28 protein-coding genes are annotated in these 25,981 nt (G+C 71.9%); 13 read left to right on the top strand and 15 right to left on the bottom strand.

Features of this window, described 5'->3' with window-relative positions; genetic code table 11:
• Window positions 1-70: 70 nt before the first annotated feature.
• The gene (locus ACZ4VA_RS21140) at window positions 71-949 is read right to left on the bottom strand and encodes a DUF3558 domain-containing protein (RefSeq protein WP_356244510.1); all 879 of its coding nucleotides are present in this window, start codon (window positions 947-949) and stop codon (window positions 71-73) included.
• Window positions 950-1,152: 203 nt separating this feature from the next.
• On the opposite strand from ACZ4VA_RS21140, the gene ACZ4VA_RS21145 reads away from it, so the two are divergent.
• A complete protein-coding gene (locus ACZ4VA_RS21145) occupies window positions 1,153-2,346 on the top strand; it encodes an RtcB family protein (RefSeq protein ID WP_356175548.1) in 1,194 nt (397 codons plus the stop codon).
• 44 nt (window positions 2,347-2,390) lie between these two features.
• Here the strand turns inward: ACZ4VA_RS21145 and ACZ4VA_RS21150 are convergent, their stop codons facing one another.
• From ACZ4VA_RS21150 to ACZ4VA_RS21170, 5 genes are all read right to left on the bottom strand, one after another.
• Complete coding sequence (locus ACZ4VA_RS21150; protein ID WP_468082365.1) at window positions 2,391-3,266, bottom strand: hypothetical protein; 876 nt, start codon at window positions 3,264-3,266, stop codon at window positions 2,391-2,393.
• Window positions 3,267-3,542: 276 nt separating this feature from the next.
• A complete protein-coding gene (locus ACZ4VA_RS21155) occupies window positions 3,543-4,295 on the bottom strand; it encodes a tyrosine-protein phosphatase (RefSeq protein WP_355779332.1) in 753 nt (250 codons plus the stop codon).
• Window positions 4,296-4,355: 60 nt separating this feature from the next.
• Window positions 4,356-4,628 (bottom strand): hypothetical protein, encoded by a 273-nt coding sequence (locus ACZ4VA_RS21160; protein ID WP_355779330.1) that lies wholly within the window; start codon window positions 4,626-4,628, stop codon window positions 4,356-4,358.
• Entirely contained in the window at window positions 4,628-5,395 is a 768-nt protein-coding gene (locus ACZ4VA_RS21165; RefSeq protein WP_356175545.1) for an SDR family NAD(P)-dependent oxidoreductase, read from the bottom strand. Before ACZ4VA_RS21165 ends, ACZ4VA_RS21160 begins: the two co-directional genes overlap by 1 nt.
• Before the next feature lie 164 nt (window positions 5,396-5,559).
• The gene (locus ACZ4VA_RS21170) at window positions 5,560-5,898 is read right to left on the bottom strand and encodes a YnfA family protein (RefSeq protein WP_355779324.1); all 339 of its coding nucleotides are present in this window, start codon (window positions 5,896-5,898) and stop codon (window positions 5,560-5,562) included.
• 218 nt (window positions 5,899-6,116) lie between these two features.
• Here ACZ4VA_RS21170 and ACZ4VA_RS21175 point away from each other — a divergent pair, with 218 nt between their 5' ends.
• Together ACZ4VA_RS21175 and ACZ4VA_RS21180 are read left to right on the top strand one after the other, a co-directional pair.
• Window positions 6,117-6,503 carry a hypothetical protein gene (locus ACZ4VA_RS21175; protein ID WP_355779321.1) on the top strand — a complete coding sequence of 129 codons (387 nt, stop codon included), beginning with the start codon at window positions 6,117-6,119 and terminating at the stop codon, window positions 6,501-6,503.
• Window positions 6,504-7,125: 622 nt separating this feature from the next.
• The gene (locus ACZ4VA_RS21180; protein WP_355795541.1) at window positions 7,126-7,608 is read left to right on the top strand and encodes a MarR family winged helix-turn-helix transcriptional regulator; all 483 of its coding nucleotides are present in this window, start codon (window positions 7,126-7,128) and stop codon (window positions 7,606-7,608) included.
• A gap of 6 nt (window positions 7,609-7,614) precedes the next feature.
• Here the strand turns inward: ACZ4VA_RS21180 and ACZ4VA_RS21185 are convergent, their stop codons facing one another.
• Both ACZ4VA_RS21185 and ACZ4VA_RS21190 read right to left on the bottom strand, forming a co-directional pair.
• Window positions 7,615-9,033 carry an MFS transporter gene (locus tag ACZ4VA_RS21185; RefSeq protein ID WP_452922851.1) on the bottom strand — a complete coding sequence of 473 codons (1,419 nt, stop codon included), beginning with the start codon at window positions 9,031-9,033 and terminating at the stop codon, window positions 7,615-7,617.
• A gap of 251 nt (window positions 9,034-9,284) precedes the next feature.
• Window positions 9,285-10,091 carry a DUF6597 domain-containing transcriptional factor gene (locus tag ACZ4VA_RS21190; RefSeq protein WP_468082366.1) on the bottom strand — a complete coding sequence of 269 codons (807 nt, stop codon included), beginning with the start codon at window positions 10,089-10,091 and terminating at the stop codon, window positions 9,285-9,287.
• A 124-nt stretch (window positions 10,092-10,215) separates the two neighbouring features.
• Here ACZ4VA_RS21190 and ACZ4VA_RS21195 point away from each other — a divergent pair, with 124 nt between their 5' ends.
• Together ACZ4VA_RS21195 and ACZ4VA_RS21200 are read left to right on the top strand one after the other, a co-directional pair.
• Window positions 10,216-11,313, top strand: a complete 1,098-nt coding sequence (locus tag ACZ4VA_RS21195; RefSeq protein ID WP_389391120.1) for an LLM class flavin-dependent oxidoreductase — start codon at window positions 10,216-10,218, stop codon at window positions 11,311-11,313.
• The gene (locus ACZ4VA_RS21200) at window positions 11,310-11,966 is read left to right on the top strand and encodes an FMN reductase (RefSeq protein ID WP_468082367.1); all 657 of its coding nucleotides are present in this window, start codon (window positions 11,310-11,312) and stop codon (window positions 11,964-11,966) included. Before ACZ4VA_RS21195 ends, ACZ4VA_RS21200 begins: the two co-directional genes overlap by 4 nt.
• A 46-nt stretch (window positions 11,967-12,012) precedes the next feature.
• Here ACZ4VA_RS21200 and ACZ4VA_RS21205 read toward each other — a convergent pair whose 3' ends face one another.
• A complete protein-coding gene (locus tag ACZ4VA_RS21205; RefSeq protein WP_468082442.1) occupies window positions 12,013-13,305 on the bottom strand; it encodes a glycosyltransferase family 4 protein in 1,293 nt (430 codons plus the stop codon).
• Between the two features lie 207 nt (window positions 13,306-13,512).
• Here ACZ4VA_RS21205 and ACZ4VA_RS21210 point away from each other — a divergent pair, with 207 nt between their 5' ends.
• The gene (locus ACZ4VA_RS21210) at window positions 13,513-14,232 is read left to right on the top strand and encodes a response regulator transcription factor (RefSeq protein ID WP_355786874.1); all 720 of its coding nucleotides are present in this window, start codon (window positions 13,513-13,515) and stop codon (window positions 14,230-14,232) included.
• Window positions 14,233-15,729: a HAMP domain-containing sensor histidine kinase gene (locus tag ACZ4VA_RS21215; RefSeq protein WP_356242397.1), complete on the top strand. Its 1,497-nt coding sequence runs from the start codon at window positions 14,233-14,235 to the stop codon at window positions 15,727-15,729. It abuts the gene before it with no gap.
• A gap of 29 nt (window positions 15,730-15,758) precedes the next feature.
• Here ACZ4VA_RS21215 and ACZ4VA_RS21220 read toward each other — a convergent pair whose 3' ends face one another.
• Complete coding sequence (locus tag ACZ4VA_RS21220; protein ID WP_355795253.1) at window positions 15,759-16,097, bottom strand: MerR family transcriptional regulator; 339 nt, start codon at window positions 16,095-16,097, stop codon at window positions 15,759-15,761.
• Window positions 16,098-16,581: 484 nt separating this feature from the next.
• On the opposite strand from ACZ4VA_RS21220, the gene ACZ4VA_RS21225 reads away from it, so the two are divergent.
• Complete coding sequence (locus ACZ4VA_RS21225) at window positions 16,582-16,956, top strand: hypothetical protein (RefSeq protein WP_355795252.1); 375 nt, start codon at window positions 16,582-16,584, stop codon at window positions 16,954-16,956.
• Between the two features lie 79 nt (window positions 16,957-17,035).
• Here ACZ4VA_RS21225 and ACZ4VA_RS21230 read toward each other — a convergent pair whose 3' ends face one another.
• From ACZ4VA_RS21230 to ACZ4VA_RS21250, 5 genes are all read right to left on the bottom strand, one after another.
• Window positions 17,036-17,347, bottom strand: coding sequence for an SCO5918 family protein (locus ACZ4VA_RS21230; protein WP_356167005.1), 312 nt, complete (start codon window positions 17,345-17,347; stop codon window positions 17,036-17,038).
• Between the two features lie 6 nt (window positions 17,348-17,353).
• On the bottom strand, window positions 17,354-17,644 hold the full coding sequence (locus tag ACZ4VA_RS21235; RefSeq protein WP_388906603.1) for a CBS domain-containing protein: 291 nt from the start codon (window positions 17,642-17,644) through the stop codon (window positions 17,354-17,356).
• Window positions 17,645-17,795: 151 nt separating this feature from the next.
• Window positions 17,796-19,358, bottom strand: coding sequence for a DEAD/DEAH box helicase (locus tag ACZ4VA_RS21240; RefSeq protein ID WP_356167009.1), 1,563 nt, complete (start codon window positions 19,356-19,358; stop codon window positions 17,796-17,798).
• 284 nt (window positions 19,359-19,642) lie between these two features.
• Window positions 19,643-19,846, bottom strand: coding sequence for a cold-shock protein (locus ACZ4VA_RS21245; RefSeq protein WP_003974279.1), 204 nt, complete (start codon window positions 19,844-19,846; stop codon window positions 19,643-19,645).
• A gap of 308 nt (window positions 19,847-20,154) precedes the next feature.
• On the bottom strand, window positions 20,155-20,592 hold the full coding sequence (locus tag ACZ4VA_RS21250; protein WP_003974483.1) for a hypothetical protein: 438 nt from the start codon (window positions 20,590-20,592) through the stop codon (window positions 20,155-20,157).
• Window positions 20,593-20,956: 364 nt separating this feature from the next.
• Between ACZ4VA_RS21250 and hemL the strand changes: the two genes are divergently transcribed.
• From hemL to ACZ4VA_RS21275, 5 genes are all read left to right on the top strand, one after another.
• On the top strand, window positions 20,957-22,273 hold the full coding sequence (gene hemL / locus ACZ4VA_RS21255; protein ID WP_356167011.1) for a glutamate-1-semialdehyde 2,1-aminomutase: 1,317 nt from the start codon (window positions 20,957-20,959) through the stop codon (window positions 22,271-22,273).
• Complete coding sequence (locus ACZ4VA_RS21260) at window positions 22,270-22,983, top strand: histidine phosphatase family protein (protein ID WP_355791993.1); 714 nt, start codon at window positions 22,270-22,272, stop codon at window positions 22,981-22,983. The genes hemL and ACZ4VA_RS21260 overlap by 4 nt, the downstream gene beginning before the upstream one ends.
• Window positions 22,984-23,185: 202 nt before the next feature.
• The gene (locus tag ACZ4VA_RS21265) at window positions 23,186-24,475 is read left to right on the top strand and encodes a polysaccharide deacetylase family protein (protein ID WP_468082368.1); all 1,290 of its coding nucleotides are present in this window, start codon (window positions 23,186-23,188) and stop codon (window positions 24,473-24,475) included.
• A gap of 66 nt (window positions 24,476-24,541) precedes the next feature.
• Window positions 24,542-25,174 carry a TlpA family protein disulfide reductase gene (locus ACZ4VA_RS21270; protein WP_355791987.1) on the top strand — a complete coding sequence of 211 codons (633 nt, stop codon included), beginning with the start codon at window positions 24,542-24,544 and terminating at the stop codon, window positions 25,172-25,174.
• A gap of 1 nt (window position 25,175) precedes the next feature.
• Window positions 25,176-25,967 (top strand): cytochrome c biogenesis CcdA family protein, encoded by a 792-nt coding sequence (locus tag ACZ4VA_RS21275; RefSeq protein ID WP_388906595.1) that lies wholly within the window; start codon window positions 25,176-25,178, stop codon window positions 25,965-25,967.
• The last annotated feature ends 14 nt before the right edge of the window (window positions 25,968-25,981 follow it).

The following is a 25,981-nucleotide window of genomic DNA, read 5'->3' on the forward strand; positions in this document are numbered from 1 at the left end:
CGCGGTGAGCGCGAGGCACGGTCGGCTTCCGGGGGGACGGCCGGACGGGCCCCGAGCCCCGCGCGGTCCGCTACGAGTTGAGCGATTCGGCGAGGTCCTCCGCCAGATTCCGGGCCCTGTCCTGCATTTCCTCGCTGTCCGGGACCACGCCGACCCGGGCCGGCTGCTCCTCGTACCGGATCGTCACGATCACGTTGGACGTGCGGAACACCACAGTCACCGTGCGCCGCCGGGCCGTCGAACCGGACGCGCTCAGCTCGTCGTCGAGGAACGCCTCGTCGCCGAGCCCGTCGAGCGTACGGGGCTGGAGGGCGGCCGGGGTCCCGCTCTCGCCGGCCGAGCCGGAGGGGCTGACCGCGTCGCCGCCGCCCGCGCCCTCGGCGGAACCCGAGGGGGTCTCCTCGTCGCCCGAACCGGAGTCCTCCGACGGGGAGTCACCGGAGGAGGAACCGTCCGACGGGGAGTCGTCGGACGAGCCGGACGCCTGGTCGCCGGACGGCTCGGGAAGGTCCGCCGCCTCCTCCTGGGTGCCGTAGACGGTCGCCGCCCTGCTGTCGTCGCTGACACCGCCGTCGTAGGACACCACCCGCTCGAAGTCGACCAGGAGGTGGTCCGTCGCGTCCGCCGACTCCACCTTCCAGCGGCAGCCGACCTTGCGGTCCGTGTCGTACGTCAGCGTCGCCTCACCCGCGTACGCCTTCTCGCGCTGCCGCTCGTCGGTGATCCCCTCGATCCCCGGGAGCAGTACGTCGAGGGAGTCCTGGCCGATCGCGCCGCACGGCTCCGGAAGGGTGCGGTACTTGCCGGGACGGGCCGCCGCGGCCGACGTCGTGGAGTTGCCCGGCTTCGAGTCGGGCGGTGTGTCGCCGCCGTCCGAGCTGCCCGTGCAGCCGGCCAGCAGTGCCGCGAGGAGCACGGCGGCGCCCGGTACGTACGCCTTCCGCTGCACGGTCAGACTCCTCTCGACGGGGCCCCGGGTCGGTCCTGGGCGGGTGTCCTGTGGTTATTCGGTTGCCGCCCGGGGGCGGCCGCTGGGAACAATGTGTATCGCACGCAACGCCGTGGACGCCGGTCCGTTGTCTCATACGTCGATCTTGGCGCCGGTTTTGCGATTAAAGACTTCTGTTGGTTTTCCGGGGGAATGAGGACGATATGTCGTACGTGGAAGTGCCGGGCGCGAAGGTTCCGATCCGTATGTGGACCGACCCGGCCTCGGTCGAGGACGTCGCGCTGCGCCAGTTGCAGAACGTGGCGACGCTGCCGTGGATCAAGGGCCTCGCCGTCATGCCGGACGTGCACTACGGCAAGGGGGCGACGGTCGGTTCCGTCATCGCCATGCGGGACGCGGTGTGTCCGGCGGCGGTCGGGGTCGACATCGGCTGCGGGATGTCGGCGGTCCGCACCTCGCTCACCGCCAACGACCTGCCGGGCGACCTCTCCAGGCTCCGCTCGAAGATCGAGCAGGCCATCCCGGTGGGCCGCGGGATGCACGACTCCCCGGTCGAGCCCGGCGGCTTCCACGGCATGGCCACGGCCGGGTGGGACGCGTTCTGGGGCCGGTTCGATGGAGTGGCGGACGCGGTGAAGTTCCGTCAGGACCGGGCGACGAAGCAGATGGGCACGCTCGGCTCCGGCAACCACATGATCGAGACCTGTCTGGACGAGTCGGGCGCGGTCTGGCTGATGCTGCATTCCGGTTCGAGGAACATCGGCAAGGAACTGGCCGAGCACCACATCGGTGTCGCGCAGAAGCTTCCGCACAACCAGGGCCTGGTCGACCGCGACCTTGCCGTGTTCGTCTCCGACACGCCGCAGATGGCCGCCTACCGGAACGACCTCTACTGGGCGCAGGAGTACGCCAGGTACAACCGCGCCCTCATGATGGCGCTCCTGAAGGACGTCATCCGCAAGGAGTTCAAGAAGGCGAAGCCGACCTTCGAGCAGGAGATCTCCTGCCACCACAACTACGTGGCGGAGGAGCGGTACGAGGGTATGGATCTGCTCGTCACGCGGAAGGGCGCCATCCGCGCGGGCAACGGGGAGTTCGGGATCATTCCCGGTTCCATGGGCACCAGTTCGTACATCGTCAAGGGTCTCGGGAACGAGAAGGCCTTCAACTCCGCTTCGCACGGGGCGGGTCGGCGCATGAGCCGGAACGCCGCGAAGCGCCGGTTCACGACGAAGGACCTGGAGGAGCAGACGCGGGGCGTGGAGTGCCGTAAGGACTCGGGCATCGTGGACGAGATCCCGGGTGCGTACAAGCCGATCGAGCAGGTCATGGAGCAGCAGCGTGACCTCGTGGAGGTCGTTGCGAAGCTGAAGCAGTTCATCTGTGTGAAGGGCTGACGCCGCGAGGCCCCGACATGCGGTGGCCTCGCGCGTGTCGTCGGTCAGATGCCGGAGGGCGGGGGCGTCCTGCCGGTGCGCAGTCGCCACAGACGGATGGCGCAACTCTTCTCGGTCCTGCCGAGTCGCTTCGCCGCCGCGGTGACGTCGTCGCCCCACGCCAGCAGCATCCGGTCCTCGGATTCGGTCCAGCGGCGGCGGTCGGGCGCGACGCGCATGCCGACGGGACGTGACCAGGAGCGGAGGGACGCGGCGGCATCTCGCTTGCGGTCCAGCGCGAGACATCCCGGGTAGTACAGGTGGGCTGCCAGTTTCCGGGCGGCTTCCTTCGTGTAAATGAGGTTGTAGATGCCGTCGCGGGCGTTGCGCCTCATCGACCGTTCGGCGCCTGTGAGCTTTCTGACGTAGAAGCACAGATAGGCGCCGATGGCAGTGCTGGCGGTGGTCAGGGAGACGAAGGGGAGACCGTTGCCCGTGAACCCCACCGACCCGTCGGCGTCGATCACACCCCGGAGGTAGTCGCGCCGTGAGAACGCGCCGCGCGGCGGCTTGATGACGGACGACTTGCGTCCATAGGGCAGACCGAGTTCGGCCAGCCGGGTCCGCGCCTCCAGGGCACACAGATTCCAGCTCACCGAATGGTGTGAAGCCGAGAAGTTCGTCGCACGAGTGCGTCCGGTGATGTTGCTGCTGTACGGAGTCAGCCGTTGGAACTCCCGGAGGATCCCGACGTCACGGGCGCTGATCTCGACCGTCAGACGGCCCTTCTGCCCCGTGCCCGCGGCGAGGTGTCCGTCGGCCTGCAGGAAGCCGAACATGTAGGCGTACTGAGGGTTTCGCAAGTCCATGAACTGTGAGGTGCGCACGCCCGCAGCGTCCGCCAGGGCGTCGCTCAGCGTGTCAGGTTCGGGTTCGTCCATGCGTGCGCCGGCCTTTCTGGTCGGTCGGGCCCTCGTGCGGGCGGACGCCCCGGGCGAAGGCGGTCCGTTCCTGTGTGGCGCGAGCCTAGGTCGCCTGTTCTGTGCTTGTCCTGGTGATCGAATCCGTTCACGCGTGTGGGTGACGAGGACGACCTTGCTCGCGGTCCGGCCGGTCACCGATCCGAGGGATCACCCGTTGTGACAACGCCGTCCGGCCGGTCACCGATCTGAGGGATCACCCGTTGTGACAACGCCGTCCGGCGATGGAGCGGGCGTTCAGTCCAGGAGTGTCGCCCGGAGTGACTCCGTGAGGGTGGGGTCCAGGTGCAGGGTGTGGGTGGCGTACGAACGCACCGAGCCGTAGCGGGCGTTCAGGGATGCCAGGAACAGCGTCATCACCTCGGCGGGTGCCCTGCCGTAGCCCGGCCAGGTCAGTGCCCGGTCGGGGTTCGCCGCCCGCCAGTCCGCGATCAGCCGGTCCGTCGCGAGTTCCGTCAGGGCGAAGTCCTCGACGACCGTCTTCTCCGGGACCCCCAGGAGGGACAGGACCAGGGCCGCCACCAGCCCCGTGCGGTCCTTTCCGGACGCGCAGTGGAAGACCAGCGGGGCCTCCGACTCGCCCGCCTCCGCGATCAGTTGGAGCACCTCGCGGAGTTCCCGCGTGCCGTCCTCGGCGACCTCCGCGTAGCGCTCCGCGAGGTACGGGCCGGGGTCGACGGACGCCGCCAGGGACGGCTGGTCGTACGGCCGGTGCTCGATGCTCAGGTTGTGGTAGGTGAGGGACGGGTGCTCCGGGACGCGGCCCTTCGCCTCGATCTCCCAGGGGTAGCGCAGGTCCACGACCGTGCGGATGCCCAGGGAGAGGAAGCGCTCCCGGTCGGCCCGGGTCTCCTCGCCGTCGCCGGCCAGCTTGCCCAGCGAGTCGGCCCGGAAGAGGATGCCGCTGCGTACCGTCCTGCCGTCGGCGGTCGTGTACCCGCCCAGGTCGCGGAAGTTGTGCAGGCGGGCGAAGGGTATGTGTCTGTTCACAACGCGCCAGCGTAGGACGGGGGTTCGCCGTGCCGCGCGGCGATTACCGGCGTGGCGTGCCTACTTGGCGTGCATCACGGCGTAGATCATCACGAACGCGACGATGTGGATGCCGAAGAGGAAGTAGGCGAGGTACCACCAGACGTAGCGCTCGTTCTTCGTCTCCTCGGCCAGGCGGCGCTGTTCGGGGTTGGGTGGGGGCCCCGGGATCGGGTTGGACGTTGGACCCGGGGCCGTGCCGGGCGGTGGACCCGTGGCCGGGTCGGGCGGTGGCCCCGGAGCCGGGGCGTGTGGTGCGCCCGGTTCCGGGGTGGGCCGGTGCTCGTCCGGCATCACGCTTCCCGGTGGACCTTCGTGTTCGACGCCTGGGCCCGGGGGCGGACGACGAGCAGGTCGATGTTCACGTGGCTCGGGCGGGTCACCGCCCAGGTGATGGTCTCCGCCACGTCGTCCGCCGTCAGCGGTTCGGCGACGCCCGCGTACACCTTCGCCGCCTTCTCCGCGTCCCCGCCGAACCGCGTCAGCGCGAACTCGTCCGTCTTCACCATGCCGGGCGCCACCTCGATGACCCGGACCGGCGTGCCGACGATCTCCAGGCGGAGGGTCTCGGCCAGCACGTGCTCCGCGTGCTTCGCGGCGACGTAGCCGCCGCCGCCCTCGTACGTGCCGTGGCCGGCCGTCGAGGAGAGCACCACGACCGTGCCGTCGCCGCTCGCGGTGAGCGCGGGCAGCAGGGCCTGGGTGACGTTCAGCGTGCCGATCACGTTCGTCTCGTACATCCGGCGCCAGTCCGCGGGGTCGGCGGTGGCCACCGGGTCCGCGCCGAGGGCGCCGCCCGCGTTGTTGACGAGCACGCCGATCGTCTGGAAGGCCGACGCGAACTCGTCGACCGCGGCACGGTCCGTGACGTCCAGCGCGTACGCCGTCGCCTGGCCGCCGGCCGCGCCGATCTCCTCCGCCAGCGCCTCGATGCGGTCCTTGCGGCGGGCGGTCAGCACGACGCGGTAGCCGGCCGCGGCGAGCTGCCGTGCCGTGGCGGCGCCGATGCCGCTGCTCGCACCGGTGACTACGGCGATACGGGATGCGGCGGCGGGGGTCATACGGCTGCTCCTCGGTGCGATGCGGTGGTCCGCGGTGCGGTGGTCCGCGGTCCTGTGGTCTGCGGTGCGGTGGTCCGCGGTGCGGTGCGTCTGGTGGTGTGCGGGGTGTCGTGGGGTCTGGCGCCAGGATAGGTGGGGGGTGTGGGCGGGCGGCGGGGGCGGGGTCAGTTGCCGCCTCGGGGGGCGTACATGATGATCGCCATGCCGGCGAGGCAGACCAGGGCGCCCGTGATGTCCCAGCGGTCGGGGCGGTAGCCGTCCGCCACCGCGCCCCAGGCCAGCGAGCCGGCGACGAACACGCCGCCGTACGCCGCGAGGATCCTGCCGAACTCCGCGTCCGGCTGGAGCGTGGCGACGAACCCGTAGGCGCCGAGGGCGATCACGCCGGCGCCGATCCACAGGGCGCCGCGGTGCTCCCGTACGCCCTGCCAGACCAGCCAGGCGCCGCCGATCTCGAAGAGCGCGGCGAGGACGAAGAGGGCGGCGGAGCGGAGCACGGACATGCGGTCACTCTGGCATGCGGGGGCTCACCTGATGGGCGGCGTCTCGTTCGGGGGTGCGGGTGGGATGTATGCGGGGGTGCCGAGGTGAGGCGCGCGGGCGAGGTGAGGAGAGTCGGATGCGCGGGGTGCGTGCGTTGTCGTTGGGGTTGGGGCTGGCCTTGGGGGCTCTGCCGGTGGTCGGGGGTGCGGGTGGGTCTGCGGCGGCTGCGGTCCGTGGGGTGCCGGAGGCCGACCTGGCCTATCACGGGTACGTGGAGATGGCGGGCGGGCGCGTCGACGTGCGGATGACTCCGCGGAACCACGGGCCGGCGGATGTCGAGGACGCGACGGTGCGGTTGCGGTGGTCGGTGCCGTTGACGGACCGGCAGGTGCTGCCGGAGGGGTGTGCGCGGGCCGGGGTCCGGGCGGTGGTGTGCCGGACGGGGGCGTTGGCGGCGGACGGGGTGGGGGAGGAGATCCGGCTGGGGGTGCTGCTGAAGGGGGCGCCGACCGAGGTGACGATGGTGATCGACACGGTGTGGAGCGGGGGAGCGGTGGACCGGAACCACCAGAACGACCGCCAACAGGTGCTGGCGTTGGACACGGGGGACTCTTACGTCTTCTGAGGTGTGGGTCCGGTGGGCGTCGGGCGCTTTCGGTCCGGTGGGTGGGTCGGGGCCGTGCCGGTACATCCGGCCGTCGGTAGTGGGTGTCGGCGTCCGTCACCAGCGTTCCTCGGTCGGGTACGTCCCCGTCTCGACGGCCATTTGATGTACCGGCACGGCCCCTTCGGTGCCATGGCGACTTGCGGTCGTGGGTGGCTGAGCTGCGGAGGTCTCGGGCCCGGTGGCCCTAGCTGCGGGCAATCGTGCCGCTCGGGGCGATGGGGGTCCCCCCGCTCGAGCGGAGCCGAGAGTGGGGGAGGGTGGGCGCAGGCGGCAACCCGCTGGCGCCGGGTTCGCCGTCCCACCTCGACGTTGGCCGGAGTGCTGGGTGCTGATGCAGGTGAGGGGGAGTGGGCCCGCCCGGGCGGCACCCCCGTTAGCGCCGGGTTCGCCGTCCCGCGCCGGCCCAGCTCAGGCAGCGGGTGCTGATGTGACCGAGGGGAGTTGGCCCAGCCGGGCCGTACTCCCTGGTGCCGGGGGCTGGTGTGCGTAGGGGAGTGGGCGTCCGCTGCCAGGGGTTCCTTGGGTCGGGGGAGGTGCGGGGTGGGCGCGTAGCATGGGGGTTTTGCGGGAGGTGGGTGTGATGGCCGGGGACGGGCGGGAGCGGCTGACGGCGGAGCTGTCGGTCGAGTCACGGCGCTACATGGCCTCGTACGCCCTGTTCAACCAGGCCGTCGCCGACCACCTGAACCTGCACCCCACGGACCTCCAGTGCCTCAACCTGCTGAGCCTGGAGGAGGCCCCCGTCACGACGGGCCGTATCGCGGAGCTGACGGGGCTGACCACCGGTTCGGCGACGCGACTCGTGGACCGGCTGGAGCGCGCGGGCTACGTCGTACGGGAGCGGGACGCCGTCGACCGGCGGCGCGTCCTCGTGGTGACGGTGCCCGAGAAGCTCGCGGAGTTCGGGCGGATGTGGGACCGGCTGGGCGCCGGCTGGTACACCCTCTTCGAGGGACTGGACGACGCCGAACTCGCCCTGATCATCGGCCACATGCGCCGTACCGTCGATTTCACGGGCAAGCAGATCGCCCGCCTCAGGGACGGCGCGCTCGACGGCCCGTAGGGGCGCTCAGTGCCGCTGCTCAGGCGCGTTGCGCGGCAGCAGCCGTACGAGGGGGCAGCAGACGAGCGTGACGGCGGCGACCGCGGCGAGGCTCACCACGGTGGCGTGTGCCCGTGTGCCGTCCGTGCCGAAGTAGACGGCGGTGACGGCCGCTGCCCCTGCCGCGTTGGCGAGCTGCTGGACGGCGCCGAGCGAACCGCCCGCGCTGCCCGCCTCGTCGGGGGCGACGTCGCCGATCGCGACGTCGTACACCGTGCCGAAGCAGGTGCCCATGCCGAGCCCCACGACGAGCAGCGGCGGGACGAGCGCCCAGCCGGCGGTGTCCGTGCCGCGGGCGGCGATCAGCGCGAGCAGCCAGGACGTCCCGGTCAGGGTGATCAGCAGTCCGGCGAGGACGAGCCGGCGTCCGAACCTGCCGATCAGGCGGTAGCAGGCGATGGAGGCGACGACGATGCCCGCGGACAGCGGCAGCAGGCCGAGGGCGGCGCCCGTCGGGGAGCGGCCGAGGCCCTGCTGGAGGAAGAGGGAGACGACGTAGAGGAGCCCCGCGACGGCGGCGAAGAAGACGGCGCCGACGACGAGTCCCGAGGTGAAGCCGCGGTTGCGCAGCAGTGAGGGTCGGATCAGCGGGTCGTCGGCGGTGCGCTGACGGTGGCAGAACGCGGCGAAGAGGACGGTGCCGGCGAGGAGCAGCAGGGCGGGGCCCAGGGTCCAGCCGCCGGCCGACCCCTCGATGAGGCCGCCGAGCAGGCCGAGCATCGCGCCGCCGAGGAGTGCGGAGCCCGGTCCGTCGACGGTGACCGTGCGGTCTCCCGTGTCGCGGGGCAGCAGGCGGACGGCGGCGAGGAGGGCGGCGCCGCCGAGCAGCAGGTTGATGAGGAACATCGGCCGCCAGCCGAGCCCGGCGAGGTCGGCGTCGATCAGGAACCCGGCGAGCACCGGGCCGCCGACCGCGGAGAGTCCCATGACCGGTCCGAAGAGGCTGAACGCCTTGCCGATCTGGTCGCGGGGCCAGACGGCGCCGAGGATTCCGAAGCCCTGCGGGATGACGAGCGCCCCGAAGGCTCCCTGCGCGAGCCGGGCGGCGACGAGGACCCCGGGGCTGCCCGCGAGGCCGCAGGCCACGGAGGCGGCGGTGAATCCCGCGAGCCCGGTGAGGAAGAGGCGCCGGCGCCCGTACGCGTCGCCGAGCCGCCCGCCGAGGACGAGCAGGACGCCGAGCGCGAGGGCGTAGGAGGCGCCGAGCCACTGGACGAGGGCCGGGCCGCCGCCGAGGTCCCGGGCGATGGACGGGGCCGCGACGGTGGTGATCGTGGCGTCGAGGAGGTCCAGGACGTCGGCGGCGAGGACGACGGCGAGGATCGCCCACCGGACGCGGGCGGGTGGATGCGCCGACTTGTTTGCGTCATGCAGTATCTGTGTCACGCAGATAAATGTGAAGCATGAGGGCAGGCTCCGTCAACCGGATTGGGAGATGGGGGCAAGAGGGGGCGGGCGCGTCAATCGGATGCGGCGGGCGGGGCGGTGGGCGTCGACCGGATTCGAGGTGAGGGGGGCGGGGGTGTCGGTTGGATTCGGGGCAGGGGGGGCGGGCGTGTCGGCCGGTTCTGCGGGTGAGGCCCGCCGCCCGTGCGCCCTCAGCGGGACCCCGGCCGAGATCGGCCGGTTTCCGTGGGTCAGCCCCGCCGCGCGTACGCCGTCGGCGGGACCCCGACCGTCGCCGTGAAGTCCCTGACCAGGTGGGCCTGGTCGGCGTAGCCGAGGTCGGCCGCCAGGGTGGCCCAGTCCACCTTCCCCGCGGCCTCCGCGTGCTCCAGGGCCTCGTGGATGCGGTGGCGCAGGATGATCCACTTGGGGCCGACGCCCACGTGGGACGAGAAGAGGCGTTGCAGCGCGCGGACCGACAGACCCTCCGTGCGGGCGAAGTCCGCGACCCGGCGGATGGAGCGGTCGCGCCGGATGCGGTCGGCCAGGGCCATGGCCAGGTCGGCCTGCGGGTCCGGGTGCGGGCCCACGTCCAGGAGGAACGCGTCGAGCGCGGCCACCCGTGCCCGCTCGTCCTCCGGTCCGAGTACCGCCTCGCTGGCGCCCTCCCTCGAGGGGAACACCGCGTCGAGCGCGAGCCGCCGGCCCGTCAGCGAGGTCAGGGAACGGCCGGGCGCGAAGGGGCGGAAGCCGCCGGGCCTGAACTTGATCCCGCAAACCCGCCCGCGCCCCTCCAGCTTCTGTGTGAACAGGTCGAGCCCGATGCCGGAGACCTCGCCGAAGGGCTCCCGGCCCTCGAAGCGCTGGAAGACGACGTTGACCGAGGGGTGCGGGACGACGTGCGAGGCGTACGGCTCGGGGAGGTCCCAGTCGATCAGCCAGTAGTGCTCCAGGTAGGGGCGCAGCGGCTCGGCGGGTTCGTGGCGGCGGAAGCGGACGCGGGCGAGGAGCTCCGCCGCGTCGACGATGCCGCGGGTGTCACGGCGTGGGGCGGCCATGGCGCGATGGTAGGGCGCGGCACCGACAGGCGCCGGTCGGCGGCGCGGGCGTGGAATAGGTGAGGGGGCCCCGTCGTTTGCCGGTATAGTTGAATCATAAACAACCTGTGGAGGGTGAGCGACCATGCAGTTCGGGATCTTCAGCGTCGGCGACGTCACACCGGACCCCACGACCGGGCGGACGCCGAGCGAGCACGAGCGCATCAAGGCCATGGTCGCCATCGCGCAGAAGGCCGAGGAGGTCGGCCTGGACGTCTTCGCGACCGGTGAGCACCACAACCCGCCGTTCGTGCCCTCGTCGCCGACCACGATGCTCGGCTACATCGCGGCGCGCACCGAGAAGCTGGTGCTGTCCACCTCCACCACCCTGATCACCACCAACGACCCGGTGAAGATCGCCGAGGACTTCGCGATGCTCCAGCACCTCGCGGACGGGCGGATGGACCTCATGATGGGGCGCGGCAACACCGGCCCGGTCTACCCCTGGTTCGGCAAGGACATCCGCGAGGGCATCAACCTCGCCGTGGAGAACTACGCGCTGCTGCACCGCCTGTGGCGCGAGGACGTGGTGACCTGGGAGGGCAGGTTCCGCACGCCGCTCCAGTCGTTCACCGCGACCCCGCGCCCGCTGGACGGCGTACCGCCGTTCGTCTGGCACGGCTCGATCCGCTCCCCGGAGATCGCCGAGCAGGCCGCGTACTACGGCGACGGTTTCTTCCACAACAACATCTTCTGGCCGGCCGACCACACCAAGCGGATGGTCGAGCTCTACCGGGAGCGGTACGCGCACTACGGGCACGGCACGCCGGAACAGGCGATCGTCGGGCTCGGCGGCCAGGTGTTCATGCGGCACAACTCGCAGGACGCGGTACGGGAGTTCCGCCCGTACTTCGACAACGCGCCGGTGTACGGGCACGGGCCGTCCCTGGAGGACTTCACCGACCAGACGCCGCTGACCGTCGGCTCGCCGCAGCAGGTGATCGAGAAGACGCTGGCCTTCCGCGAGTACGCGGGCGACTACCAGCGCCAGCTGTTCCTGATGGACCACGCCGGGCTGCCGCTCAAGACCGTCCTGGAGCAGCTCGACCTGCTCGGCGAGGAGGTCGTCCCGGTGCTCCGTGAGGAGTTCGCCAAGGGCCGCCCGGCCGACGTGCCGGACGCGCCGACCCACGCCGCGCGTCTCGCCGCGGCCCGCACCCAGGAGGAGGTGCCGAGCGCATGAAGCTCGTCGTCGTCTCGGCGGGACTGAGCGTCCCGTCGTCCACGCGGCTGCTGGCCGACCGGCTGGCCGCCGCGACCGCCGGGCGGACCTCGGCGGAGGTCGAGTTCGTCGAACTGCGCGACCTGGTAGTGGAGATCGCCCACAACTTCACCAACGGCTTCCCCGGCCCGGCGCTCGGCGCCGCCGTCGAGGCGGTGAAGGGGGCGGACGGACTGATCGTCGTCACGCCCGTCTTCTCGGCCTCCTACAGCGGACTGTTCAAGTCCTTCTTCGACGTGCTGAGCGCCGGCGACGCGGAGGCGGTCGCCGGGAAGCCGGTCCTCGTCGCGGCGACCGGCGGCACGGCCCGGCACTCGCTGGTGCTGGACCACGCCCTGCGCCCGCTCTTCGCGTATCTGCGGGCCGTGGTCGTCCCCACCGGGGTCTACGCCGCCTCCGAGGACTGGGGCGCCGAAGGACTGGCCGAGCGGATCGAGCGGGCCGCCGGGGAACTGGCGAGGCTCATGGGCGCGGCCGGCGCGCGCGAGGACGCCGTGCCGGAGTCCGCGGGCCGCGACGGGCACCCGGACGTCGTGCCGGCGACCGGGGCCGTCACCGGGAGGGCGACCGTGATCCCCTTCGAGGAGCGCCTCGCCGCGCTGCGCACTTGGTAGCCCTCCCACGTCCGGGGCGGCGGTGGAGCCCTTGGGGGGCGGGGTCTCAGGTCTCCCGGGCCGTGGGCCTGATTCCCGTGCGGGCCGGACGCCGCGGACGTCCGGCCCAGGGCGCGCGCGTCCTGTGGCCGGCCGCGCGGAACCGGCGCCGGACCGCGCCCGCGACCCGGGCGCGATTGCGGTCCCAGGCCCGCCGGTGCCGGGTGGCGCGCAGCTCGGCGAAGAGGAGTTCGTAGCGTGCGACGATCCCGGCGGCGTCGTAGCGGCGGGCGCTGCCCAGCGCGGCCCGTCCCATCGCGCGGCGTCGGGGCGCGTCCGCGATCAGGTCCAGCATCGCCTCGGCGAGGGCGCGGGCGTCGCCGACGGGCACCAGCAGCCCGTCCACGCCGTCCGTGACGATCTCGGCCGGGCCCAGCGGGCAGTCCGTGCTGATCACCGGCACCCCGCACCGCATCGCCTCGGCCAGCGTCATCCCGAACGACTCCGCGTCCGAGGCGCTGACCACCAGTGACGCCCGGGCGAACTCCGCCTCGATGGGCGTGACGGGCCCCATCAGAGTGGCCCGCCCGGTCAGCCCGAGCCGGTCGGCCAGGCGGCGCAGGTTCTCCCGCTCGGCCCCGCCGCCGTAGATCCGCAGCCGCCACTCGGGCTCCTTCGCGGCGACCGTCGAGAACGCCTCCAGGAGCAGGTCGAACCGCTTGCCCGCGACGAGCCGTCCGGCCGCCGCGACTACCTTCGCCGAGCCGTCCGACGGCGCGAGTCCCGCGTCCGGCACGATGTTCGGCACCGGCTCCACGCGCACCCCGGGCAGCGCCATCCGCGTCCGGTACACCTCCGCGTCCGCCGCGGTCACCGTCACCAGCGTGTCCAGCCTGCGGTAGTGGCGGGCGAGCACGGCCCGCAGCCGCTTGCCGTGGGCGTCGTGGCGCAGGTGCTCCTGGCCGACGCGCAGGGCCCCGCGCGGGGCGAACCGGGAGACGTAGACGTTGAGGCCGGGGCGGGTGCCGACGACCACGTCCGCGTCGCGGCGCACGAGCAGGTCGCGGACCCGCAGGTCGTGCAGCCGCGTGTACTGCGGGTGGCGCCGGTCCTCGACCGGGAAGTCCTCGGCCGGCCGCGCGAACGCCGGGTCGAGCCGGTCCGCACTGCCCTCGCGGGTGTCGACCAGCGGTACGAGCCTGATCCGCGGGTCGACGCCGAAGCGCGGGGTGTCCCGGTGGCGGAACAGGGAGACGACCTCCACGTCGTGCCGGTCGGCCAGCGCCGACGCGAGGTTCAGCGTCGTACGGACCGTGCCTCCGATGGCGTACGCGTTGTGCAGCAGGAACACGATCCTCAGCCGCCGCCCTCGCCCCTCACCCGTCCAGTTCCGCATGTGCTGCCTTTCCCGGCGCGGCACCGGCACGGCCGCCCGTCCCTCACTGACCGCCCACAGTGGTCCGGCGAGGTAAGCCACCGGACCGGCCGGGGTGAGAGGCCGGTAAGAACAGCGCCCGCGCGGCTCACGGCGGGTGGTGGGCGGGCGCGGCCTTGGCAGACTGGGCGGGTGCCCCACACCGTGCTGCTCGCCGAGGACGACCGCGCCATCCGCCACGCCCTGGAACGCGCGCTGACGCTGGAGGGCTACGAGGTGACGGCGGTCGCCGACGGCGTGGCGGCCCTGGCCCAGGCCCACCGCAGGGCCCCGGACGTGCTGGTCCTGGACGTGATGATGCCCGGCATCGACGGCCTCCAGGTGTGCCGTGTGCTGCGCGCCGAGGGCGACCGCACGCCGGTCCTCATGCTCACCGCGCTGGTCGAGACGGCGGACCGCATCGCGGGCCTGGACGCGGGCGCCGACGACTACGTGGTCAAGCCCTTCGACGTCGAGGAGGTCTTCGCCCGGCTCCGCGCCCTGCTGCGCCGCACCGGCTCCGGGGCCCCCGCCGCGCCCGGGGCCGCCGGTGACGTACCGGCGGGGCCGAGGGGGCAGGTGGCGGCGGCCGGGCTGCGCATCGACGCGCAGGCGCGCCGCGCATGGCGCGGGGACCGTGAGCTGGAACTGACCCGCACCGAGTTCGAGCTCCTCGAACTCCTCGTCCGCAACGCGGGCATCGTCCTGGACCACGCCACCATCTACGACCGCATCTGGGGCTACGACTTCGGGCCCGGCTCCAAGAACCTCGCCGTGTACGTGGGCTACCTGCGGCGCAAGCTCGACGAGCCGGGTTCGCCGGCGTTGATCCACACGGTCCGGGGCGTGGGATACGTCCTGAGGGAGGACTGAGTGGCGGGCGCCGCCCCGCGCCGGCCCCGCGGGCGGCCCCTCTCGTCGCTGCGCGCGACCTTCACCGTGTCCTTCGCGGCCGTGGCCGCCGTCGTCACCGTCCTCGTCGGCTTCCTCAGCTACGACGCCGCCGCCCGGCTGGTCCGGGTGGACGAGCAGACCGTGTACACGCAGGTCGTCCAGAACCTGCGCGAGCAGGTGCGGCAGCGGCAGCTGACGGTGGCGGACTTCGCGACCACGGACCCCGACCACGACGGCCCGCGCGACGACCTCATCCGGGCCGGCCGCACGGACGTGCAGGTGCTGGGCCCCGGCGGCACGGTCGCCGACCGGGGCAGCCCGCCGCTGCCCGTGGGACCCGGCGACCGGCTGACCGCCGACGCGGACGCCGCCGGCACCCTGCGCGAGCACCGGGAGGTCGAGGTCGCCGACGACCGCTACCGGCTGGCCACCGTCGCGCTGGGCGGCGGGCGCGGCGCGGTGCAGGTCGCCCAGGAGTTCAGCGACACCGAGGACCTGCTGCGCGAGCTCCAGCAGCGGACCGTGCTGCTGGTGTCGGCGGTGGTGGTCGCGGCCGGGGTGTTCGGCTGGTGGCTGGCCCGGCGGATCACCCGGCGGCTGGTGCGGCTCGCGGGGGCCGCCGAGGACGTGGCGCGCACCGGGCGGCTCGGCATCCAGGTGCCGGTCACCGGGCACGACGAGGTGGCCCGGCTCGGGCGCTCCTTCGACCGCATGCTCGGCAGGCTCGCCCGCTCCGAGGAGGACCAGCGCCGTCTGGTCCAGGACGCGGGCCACGAACTGCGTACGCCGCTGACCTCGCTGCGTACGAACATCTCCATGCTCCGCCGCATCGACGAGCTGCCGCCCGCGGCCCGCGAGGAACTGGTCGCGGACCTGGCGCTGGAGTCACGCGAGCTGACCGACCTGGTCAACGAGCTGGTGGAGCTGGCGGCGGGCCAGTCCGACACCGAGCCGGTACGCGCGCTGGACCTCGCCGAGACGGCCGAGGACGTGGCGGTCCTCGCCCGTCGGCGCACGGGTCGCGACGTCACCGTCCACGCGAGCGGTGACACCCGGATCGGCGGGCGGCCCGCCGCGCTCCAGCGGGCGCTGTCGAACCTGGTCGAGAACGCGGCGAAGTTCGATCCGGACGGCGAGGGGACGATCGAGATCGTGGTGGAGGGGCGCCCGGTCGAGGCGGGCGGCGGTCCGGGAGAGGGGCCCTGGGACTCCGGTGCTCCGCACGGCACGGTGCGGGTGGAGGTGCGGGACCGGGGGCCGGGGATCGCGGAGGGCGACCGGACCCGGGTCTTCGACCGTTTCTACCGCGCCGCGGACGCCCGCAGCCGCCCGGGCTCCGGGCTGGGGCTTTCCATCGTGCGGGAGGTCGCCGCGTCCCACGGCGGTGCGCCCTTCGCCTTCCCGCGGGACGGGGGCGGGGCGGTGATCGGGTTCACGGTGGACGCCGGTGGCTCCGAGGACGACGGCCGTGGCTGAAGCGCCCGCTTCGGCCGGCGGCCCCGGAGTCAGCGTGCGCCGTGCGGCGAGTCGGCCGCGGCGCGGCGGAACTCGGCGTTGATGCGCTGTGCCTCCTCGAGCTGGTCCTCGAGGATGACGATGCGGCAGGCGGCCTCGATCGGCGTGCCCTGGTCGACCAGTTCACGGGCGCGGGCGGCGATCCGCAGCTGGTAGCGCGAGTACCGGCGGTGGCCGCCCTCGGAGCGCAGCGGCGTGATCAGACGGGCCTCCCCGATGGCACGCAGGAAGCCGGGCGTCGTACCGAGCATCTCGGCGGCCCGTCCCATGGTGTACGCGGGATAGTCGTCGTCGTCCAGACGATTGCTGAGCGGGTTATCTGCTGTCATCTCACCTCGTAGTACAACGCCTCGAGGGGCCCTGGTGCCGTACGGCACCAGGGCCCCGAAGGAAATTCAACACCATCTGCCGGCCCTATCGGAGTGCCGACCTTCTGTTTCCGCGGTCCGGCCCGGGAGAGGGGCGGAGCTGCGGGGATCGCGGATGCGTGACCGGGGACCACCTTCCGTTCCGGGGTCTTGCGGTACCCGGGCCGAATCCCTCTCGTGCCCGGGCGATCCTGATGGCGTCAGCTCCTCCGTCCGTCCGCTGGATCCTTCACGTGCTGAAAACCGGTACTACTCCCCGCCAGTTCGTGTCTGGCGGGTCCTGCTCGACTGTGACTACGCGAGAAATCGTAGCCACGCAGCCCGGCAATGTCTACTCCGGCCAGAGTAGATTTTGGAGAGCTCGCGGCCACGGTTTCTTGTCGCGTGCACGTTTTCCCCGGTCCAGGGTGGGGCGCGGCCGGGTCGCTGCATAGAATCCGCACTCATGTCGAACCCTGACGAACTGCTCATCGGCATCGCCGCCCTGGTGGAGGCCGAGAAAAGCACGCAGATGTCCCTGACCGTGGTCGCCGGCGGCACTGTCATCACCGGCCGGCTGGCTCCCGAGGACGTGTGGCGACAGCGGGTCGCCGAGGTGCTGGTGGACTCCGACCAACTGGGCCCCTTCTCCGGCATCTTCACCGGAAGCCGGGAGCAGGGCCGCTCCGGCGACGGCGGGGCACCCACCCATCTGCACTTCCATGTCGCCCGCATCCTCCAGGGCAGCATGGGGATCCCGGAGACGGGGGGGATGTACCGCGTCGCGATCCAGGACGTCACCGCCTGGACCGTGGGCGACTTCAGCTACTCCGACCACTGAGGCCGAACGGGCCGAACACAGCGAAGAGGGCCCTGCCGGCGCGCGCCGGCAGGGCCCTCTTCGCTGTCGTGGTCCCGGTCTACACCGCCGCGGGGGCGCCCAGCAGCACCGACGCGTTCTCGAACGGGGAGAGGGCCTGGTGGGGCGTGGCCTCGGGGAGGTGGGGACGGCAGGTGAAGCCGAGCTGGGTCATCGCCCGGGTGACCTCGGCGGCGGTGAAGTCGCGGCGGTCCTGCCGGGTGACGACCTGGCCCACCTGCTTGACGGGGTAGTGGCGACGGCCGATGATCACCGATTCACCCGTGATCGGCTCGGGCTTGACGCCCTTCATCGTTTCCAGCACGCCGGCCTTGGTCAGGTCGAACGGGAAGCGGGCGATGATGCAGCGCATGGTGCCTCACAGGGAGTGGGAGAGGGAGAACGGTCCGGCCGGGCGGTGCCGGACGGCCGGGGGCGCCGAGAGCACTCCGCGCTCCGCGCGGTCTCCCTGGCACGTGCGGGCCGAGGGGCCCGCGTCTTCTTCGCAGACGTCCCGCAGACGGACCCGGTCCGTGTAACCGGGGCTGTCGCGGACGGCGGTGAGCCGGGCCCGGGTGACCCGGCCGGTGAGCTGGTCGTCCTCGTCGCAGATCAGCAGATGGCAGGTACGCGCGCTCGCCATGACGGACAGGGCGACCTCTACGGTCATGTCGTCACGGACGTGCGGTGCGGACGCCTCCGGGGAGGCGGCCGTCGGCCTGCCGGCGGGATCCGCCGGCCGCGACTGTGTCTGAACCAGCGTCAAAGGTGCCTCCTGCGAAGAGGGGATGGGGACGACTGCTCCTGCCGGACGGGGACCGTCAGGCCGCCGCGTCGAAGGCGGACGGCGGCCGCTGGGCCGACGTCCGGCGCGGGGCCGAGGCACCGCGGCTCTGGGCGCCGCGGCCGTCCTGGCCGGGGCGGCCACGGCGGCCGCGGGGCGAGGACGAGGTGCCGCGCCGGGAGCGCTCCGACGGCGGCGCCGTGATGGTGACCGGGATGCCGGAGGGGGCCTGGGCGCCGGTGATCCGGCTCAGCTCCTCCTCGCCCGAGCTCACCTGCGCGGTGTGGGCGACGATGCCCGCGGCGGCCACGAGGCGGCTCATCTCGCGGCGCTGGTTGGGCGTCACCAGGGTGACCACGCTGCCGGACTCCCCGGCGCGGGCGGTACGGCCGCCGCGGTGCAGGTAGTCCTTGGGGTCGCTCGGCGGGTCCACGTTCACCACGAGGTCGAGGTCGTCGACGTGGATGCCGCGGGCCGCGACGTTGGTCGCCACCAGCACCGTCACATGCCCGGACTTGAACTGGGCGAGGGTGCGGGTGCGCTGGGGCTGGGACTTGCCGCCGTGCAGGGCCGCGGCGCGGACGCCGTTCTCCAGCAGGTGCCCGGTCAGCCGGTCCACCGCGTGCTTGGTGTCCAGGAACATGATCACCCGGCCGTCGCGGGCGGCGATCTCGGTGGTGGTGCGCTGCTTGTCCGCGCCCTGCACGTGCAGGACGTAGTGCTCCATGGTGGTCACGGCGCCCGCGGAGGGGTCGACGGAGTGGACCACCGGGTCGGACAGGTACTGCCGGACCAGCAGGTCGACGTTGCGGTCCAGGGTCGCCGAGAACAGCATCCGCTGCCCACCGGGACTCACCTGGTCCAGCAGGTCGGTCACCTGCGGCATGAAGCCCATGTCGGTCATCTGGTCGGCCTCGTCGAGGACGGTGACGGCGACCTGGTCCAGGGTGCAGTGCCCGCGGTCGACCATGTCCTTGAGCCGTCCCGGGGTGGCCACGACGATCTCCGCGCCGGAGCGCAGCGCGCCTGCCTGCCGGCCGATCGACATGCCGCCGACGATCGTCGTCAGCCGCAGCCGCACGGCGCGGGCGTACGGGGTCAGGGCGTCGGTCACCTGCTGCGCGAGCTCGCGGGTCGGTACGAGGACCAGGGCCAGCGGGCGGCGGGGCTCGGCGCGCTGTCCGGCGGTGCGGGCCAGCATGGCGAGACCGAAGGCGAGCGTCTTGCCGGAGCCGGTGCGGCCACGGCCGAGCACGTCACGGCCGGCGAGGGAGTTCGGCAGGGTCGCCCCCTGGATGGGGAACGGGGTGGTGACGCCCTCCGCGGTCAGCGCGGCCAGCAGCGCCGCCGGCATGTCGAGGTCGGCGAACGCCTCGACGGCGGGCAGCGCGGGGGTGACGGTGACCGGCAGGGCGAACTCGCCCTGCGGAGCGGAACGCCGTCCGTAGCCGCCGGAGCGGCTCGGGGAGCCGGAGCGGCTGGGAGCGCCCGAGCGGCCGGCGTAGGCCGAGCCGAAGCGCGCACCGCCGCGGCCCGCACCGGAGGCGCCGGCGCGATTGCGGGAGGTGGTGGAGCGGGTGTTCGTACGTGTGCGGTTCAAAGGGGAACCTTCCTCGACGCGGCACGCATCAAGGAATTCCCGGCATGAGAAACAGCACGGAGAATCGCAGGGACGCGCCCAGTGAATACGGAGGCGAATCCAGCCGCGGAGAAAAACCGGGGCCTGCGCCTTTTTGATAACAGTCCTCGGGCCGGGCCGCTGCGGAAAAACTCAGGGCCGGACGGAGGAATCGTGCACGAGCTGTGCCCGCCGGGGGCGAGCGGCAACGAGCTGGGGCCCGCACCCCAAGGTGCGGGCCCCAGCTGCGAAGTTAAGGCGTCGCGTCAGGCGAGAACGATGTTCTCGGCCGTCGGGCCCTTCTGGCCCTGCGCGATGTCGAAGTTCACCTTCTGGCCTTCGAGCAGCTCGCGGAAGCCCTGGGCGGCGATGTTCGAGTAGTGGGCGAAGACGTCGGCGCCGCCGCCGTCCTGCTCGATGAAGCCGAAGCCCTTTTCCGCGTTGAACCACTTCACGGTGCCAGTAGCCATGTCTAATCTCCTTCGGGGGCATTCCCCGGAATCCGCACTGTGCCGATTCCGCGTCGTCGCGATGATCGCCCCGTCCGGAAATGACCGGAAATACACAAGCACTCCCACCCGGCACAGGAGCCGCCGGGGGCGCTTGAAGTTTTGGGAATCACAACTGCAACTTTGACTGACAGTAGCACGCCCGGCCCGGGCGTGCACGGTAAGTAATTCCGTTCAGCCGGGCGGGCGTGAAATTCTCATGGCGTGTTACGGCCATTTCTTATTTCGCGAGCACAGATATTGTCGCGGCGAAGTGCGGCCTTCGCGGCTCAGGGCCAGACCAGGCAGTACGGCTGGTGCCCCGCCTCGTGCAGGCGGTGGGAGAAGTCCTGCCACTCGTGCAGCAGTTGGTAGACGTTGAACGCGTCACGCGGGCCGCCGCGGTCCGGGACCGTCGACCAGATGAAGGCGGCGGCGCCCACCGCTTCCTCTCCTATGCCGCGCAGCGGGTCCACGACCGTCATGGGGAGCTTGACGACCGCGTAGTCGGGGTGCAGGACGACGAGCTCCAGCGGGGGAACCTTGTGCAGCGGGACGCCCTCGATGCCGGTGAGGACCATCGCGGCCATCGTCTCCGGCTTGATCTTGGTGAACATGCCGTTCATCCCGAGCTCGTCGCCGCCGAGCTCCTCGGGGCGCATCGAGATCGGGACCCGCGCTGCCGTCGCGCCGTCGGGCGCGCCGAAGTATTTGTACGTCACCCCCACCCGGCCACCATTCCCGCTCCCTGCCCTGAGCCGGTCTGCTCCACGGTCCGTGTAGTCCATACCGTCCATACGGGCCGACTGCTCGATCCGCTCAGGCTCACCCTGTGAACCCTGCGCCTGCCGTGCCTCTGCGGCTTCCTCCGCCTCGCGTCGGTGCCTCCCCCGCCGGGCACGCCGAGGACCGAGGTCATCGGTCCCCTCGCCCAGTCCGCCACCGCGATGCATATCTCCACCCGACTGCTTTTCTAGGCCGCGCGACCCCCGCCGCGCAACCCGATCATCGTGTCAGTGACCTCCCCCACGGCCGCTCGGCGAAACGTGGGCTGAAACACCTGTCCGCAGGATCTTCGCGGCCTCTGACACCATGGCTTGTGTGAGCTATCCGTACGAAGCCCCAGTTTCGCAGACTCTTTTCGACCGTGCGGCTGCCGTCACACCGGGCGGTGTGAACTCGCCCGTGCGCGCGTTCCGCGCCGTGGGCGGTACGCCCCGTTTCATGGTGTCGGGCAGCGGTCCCTATCTGACCGACGCCGACGGGAGGGAGTACGTCGACCTCGTGTGTTCCTGGGGGCCGATGATCCTCGGGCACTCCCGCCCCGAGGTCATCGCCGCCGTCCAGGAGGCCGTCGGGCGCGGCACGTCCTTCGGCACCCCGGGCGAGGGCGAGGTCGCGCTGGCCGAGGAGATCGTCGCGCGCGTCGAGCCCGTCGAGCAGGTGCGCCTCGTCTCCAGCGGGACCGAGGCGACCATGTCCGCCATCCGTCTGGCGCGCGGCTTCACCCGCCGCGCCAAGGTGATCAAGTTCGCCGGCTGCTACCACGGGCACGTCGACTCCCTGCTGGCCGCCGCGGGCAGCGGGCTTGCGACCTTCGCCCTGCCGGACACCCCCGGCGTCACCGGTGCGCAGGCGGGGGACACCATCGTCCTGCCGTACAACGACCTGGACGCCGTGCACGCCGCGTTCCGGGCGCACCCCGGTGAGATCGCCTGCGTCATCACGGAGGCCTCGCCCGGGAACATGGGTGTCGTGCCGCCGCGGCCCGGGTTCAACCAGGGTCTGAAGGACGCCTGCGCGCAGAACGGCGCGCTGTTCATCTCGGACGAGGTCATGACCGGCTTCCGGACCAGCAGGTCCGGCTGGTACGGGGTGGACGGCGTCCGTCCCGACCTGATGACCTTCGGCAAGGTCATGGGCGGCGGCTTCCCGGCCGCCGCCTTCGGTGGACGGGCCGACGTGATGGGCCACCTCGCGCCCGCGGGGCCGGTCTACCAGGCGGGCACGCTGTCGGGGAACCCGGTGGCGACCGCCGCCGGGCTCGCGCAGCTGCGGCTGCTGGACGACGCCGCGTACGAGACGGTCGACGCGGTGTCCCTGCAGATCCGCACGCTGGTGACCGAGGCGCTCGCCAAGGAGGGCGTGGCGCACCGGCTGCAGAACGCGTCCAACATGTTCTCGGTCTTCTTCACCGAGCGGGAGGTGCGCGACTACGAGGACGCGAAGACGCAGGAGTCCTTCCGGTACACCGCGTTCTTCCACTCGTTGCTCGCGCAGGGCGTCTATCTGCCGCCCTCGTCGTTCGAGTCGTGGTTCGTGTCCACGGCGCACGACGAGCGGGCGGTTCAGCGGATCGCCGACGCCCTTCCGGCGGCGGCACGGGCAGCGGCGGAGGCCACGGCATGACCGGCACGGGAGCCGAGAAGGCACCTGAGAAGAGGGACGACGATCTGACGGTCGTCCATGTGATGCGGCACGGCGAGGTGGAGAACCCGGACGGCGTCCTGTACGGGCGGCTGGCCGGCTATCACCTCTCCGAGCTGGGGCGGCAGATGGCCGACCGGGTCGCGGAGAAGCTGTCCTCACGGGACGTCACGTACGTCGTCGCCTCGCCCCTGGAGCGGGCGCAGGAGACGGCGACGCCCATCGCGAAGGCGCACGGGCTGGACCTCGCGACCGACGGCCGGCTGATCGAGGCGGAGAACGTCTTCCAGGGCAAGACCTTCGGGGTCGGGGACGGCGCGCTGCGCCGCCCGGAGAACTGGAAGCACCTGGTCAACCCGTTCAAGCCGTCCTGGGGCGAGCCGTACGTGGAGCAGGTCGTGCGGATGATGGGGGCGCTGGACGCCGCCAAGGACGCGGCGCGCGGGCACGAAGCGGTGTGCGTGTCCCACCAGTTGCCGATCTGGATCCTGCGGTCCTTCGTGGAGCGGCGGCGGCTGTGGCACGACCCGCGCAAGCGGCAGTGCACGCTGGCCTCGCTGACGAGCTTCACCTACCGCGGCGACAAGATCGTCTCGGTGGGCTACAGCGAGCCCGCCCGGGATCTGGTGCCCGCTCATCTCCTCGCCGGTGCCAAGCCGGTGCAAGGCCAGGGCAAGGCGTTCGGGGCCTGATCGAGAGCGGATGGCCTGTGCCCGGGAGGTGTGCGCCGGGCGTACGCATCGTCACAAAGCGTGCACATCCGGGCCATTCGAGCGCATCTTCGTAAAATAATATGAATATGTGCGAGTGAGACGGAACCCCCGTCCTCGTCGCGCCCTCTCATGGGATGCCGGCCGATAGCCGGCTGAGAGGGCGCGACGAAATGGGGACGACATGCGGGACGTCAGCCGACGCGGAGTGATCGGGATGGGGGCGGGCGCCGCCACCGCGCTCGGCCTCACCGCCTGCGGTACCGCTCACCGACAAGAGGGCGCGAGCACCCCGGGCGGTTCCCGCACCGGCGGCCCCGGTGCCCCCAAGACCCCCGTACGCCCCCTCGGTGACGGGTCGACCTCCTTCACGGGCAAGCAGCCCCGGCAGCCCGGACAGCCCGTGCCCCTGGAGCCCGGCGAGACCCCGCCGCAGTTCGTGGTCTTCTCCTGGGACGGCGCGGGCGAGGTCGGGACCGGCCTCTTCGAGCGCTTCCTGGACCTCGCGAAGGACCACGAGGCGCACATGACGTTCTTCCTGTCCGGGGTCTACCTGCTGCCCGAGTCGAAGAAGCGCCTGTACCTCCCGCCGAACAACGCGCCGGGCGCCTCCGACATCGGCTACCTGACCGACGAGCACATCCGGATGACGCTGAAGGGTGTCCGGCGCGCCTGGCTCGACGGCCACGAGATCGGCACGCACTTCAACGGCCACTTCTGCTCCGGCTACGGCAGCGTCGCCAACTGGACGCCCAAGCAGTGGCGCAGCGAGATCCACCAGGCCAAGTCCTTCGTGAAGGAGTGGCGGACCAACACCGGCTGGACCGACCTGCCGTCGCTGCCCTTCGACTACGACAAGGAACTCATCGGCGGCCGCACCCCCTGCCTCCTCGGCCAGGACAACCTGCTGCCGACCGCCCGTGAGCTCGGCTGGCGCTACGACGCCTCCTCGCCCGGCGGCCGCCAGCGCTGGCCGCGGAAGGCCGAGGGCGTGTGGGACCTGCCGCTCCAGGCGATCCCGTTCCCGGGCCGCGGCTTCGAGGTGCTCTCGATGGACTACAACATGCTGGCCAACCAGTCGGTGAACTCGACCAAGGCGCCGGCGTACAACTACCCGGGCTGGCGCACCCAGTCCGCCGGGGCGTACATCGCGGGATTCAAGCGGGCATACGAGACGAACCGGGCACCGCTCTTCATCGGCAACCACTTCGAGGAGTGGAACGGCGGCATCTACATGGACGCCGTGGAGCGCGCGATCAAGTACATCGCGCGGCAGAGGGAGAAGGGCGGCGACGTACGCCTCGTCTCCTTCCGGCAGTTCGTGGACTGGATGGACGTGCAGCGGCCCGACGTGCTGGCCGCGCTCCAGTCGCTGGACGTGGGACAGAAACCGGCCGGTGGCTGGAAGGGGCTCTCCGGCGGGACCGGCGGGACCGGCGGAAGCGCCTCGGGCAAGGGCGAAAAGGGCGCCTGATATGCGGGTTTCCGCCCGCGAGGGGGGTGCGCAAGATCCCCGGAACGGACATGCGAAACTTTTCACATGAGTGCCGCCCGCCGCGCCCGCCAGCGCCTCGACCGCGCGAACCGCAGCCGTAGCCGTGCCGCCCTGCTCACCGCCGGGGCCGCGGTCGCGGCACTCGCCCTGACCGCCTGCGGCTCCGGCGGCACGCATGGGGGATCGGGCAACACGAACTTCGTCACCGGCACCGACGGCATCGCCACCGCAGCGAAGGGCGAACGGGCCGACGCCCCCGACCTGTCGGGCCCCACCGTCGACGGCAAGAAGATCGACGTCGCCGACTACAAGGGCAAGGTCGTCGTCCTCAACGTCTGGGGCTCCTGGTGCCCGCCGTGCCGCGCCGAGGCGCCCGGCTTCACCAGGGTCGCCGAGGACCTCGAAGCGCGGGGCGTGCAGTTCGTCGGCATCAACACGCGTGACACCAGCACGGGTCCGGCCAAGGAGTTCGAGAAGGACTACGAGGTGCCCTACCCGAGCCTGTACGACCCCACCGGCAAGCTGATGCTCCGCTTCCCCAAGGGCTCGCTCAACCCCCAGGCCATCCCCTCCACCGTCGTCCTCGACCGGGACGGGAAGATCGCGGCCCGCTCGCTGTCGCCGCTGAGCGAGGACAAGCTGCGCGGCATGCTCAAGCCGATCCTCGCGGAGAAGTGACGTGAGCGACGCCTCCGTGCTCCACGCCACCGCGGTCCTCGCCGCGTCCGACGGGGTGAACCACACCGTGCTGAACGGCGCGCTGCTGCTCGCCGTGCCGGTCGCCGTGCTCGGCGGACTCGTCTCCTTCTTCTCCCCGTGCGTGCTGCCGCTGGTGCCCGGATACCTCTCGTACGTCACCGGGGTCAGCGGCACCGACCTCGCGGACGCGAGGCGCGGGCGGATGGCCGCGGGCGCGTCCCTGTTCGTGCTCGGCTTCACGGCCGTCTTCGTCTCCGGCGGAGCGCTCTTCGGCTACTTCGGCTCGACCCTGCAGGAGTACCAGGACACGTTGACCACCGTGCTCGGCGGACTCATGATCCTCATGGGTGTCTTCTTCCTCGGGCTGATGCCCTGGCTCACCCAGCGCGAGTTCCGCTTCCACCAGCGGCCGGTGGCCGGTCTGGCCGGGGCGCCGGTGCTCGGCGCCCTCTTCGGCATCGGCTGGACCCCCTGCATCGGCCCGACCCTCGCGTCCGTGCAGGCCCTCGCGGTCGACCAGGCGAGCGCCGGGCGCGGGGCCATACTGACGGTCGCGTACTGCGCCGGCCTCGGGGTGCCCTTCGTGCTCGCCGCGGTCGCCTTCCGCAAGGCGCTCGGCGCCTTCGGCTGGGTCAAGCGCCACTACGCGTGGGTGATGCGGATCGGCGGCGGCATGATGATCGTGACCGGCGTGCTGCTGCTGACCGGTGCGTGGGACAGCATGATGCAGCAGATGCAGACCTGGTCCAACGGCTTCGCGGTGGGGATCTGATCCATGCGCAAGGC

The organism is Streptomyces sp. NPDC028308 (assembly GCF_055565855.1).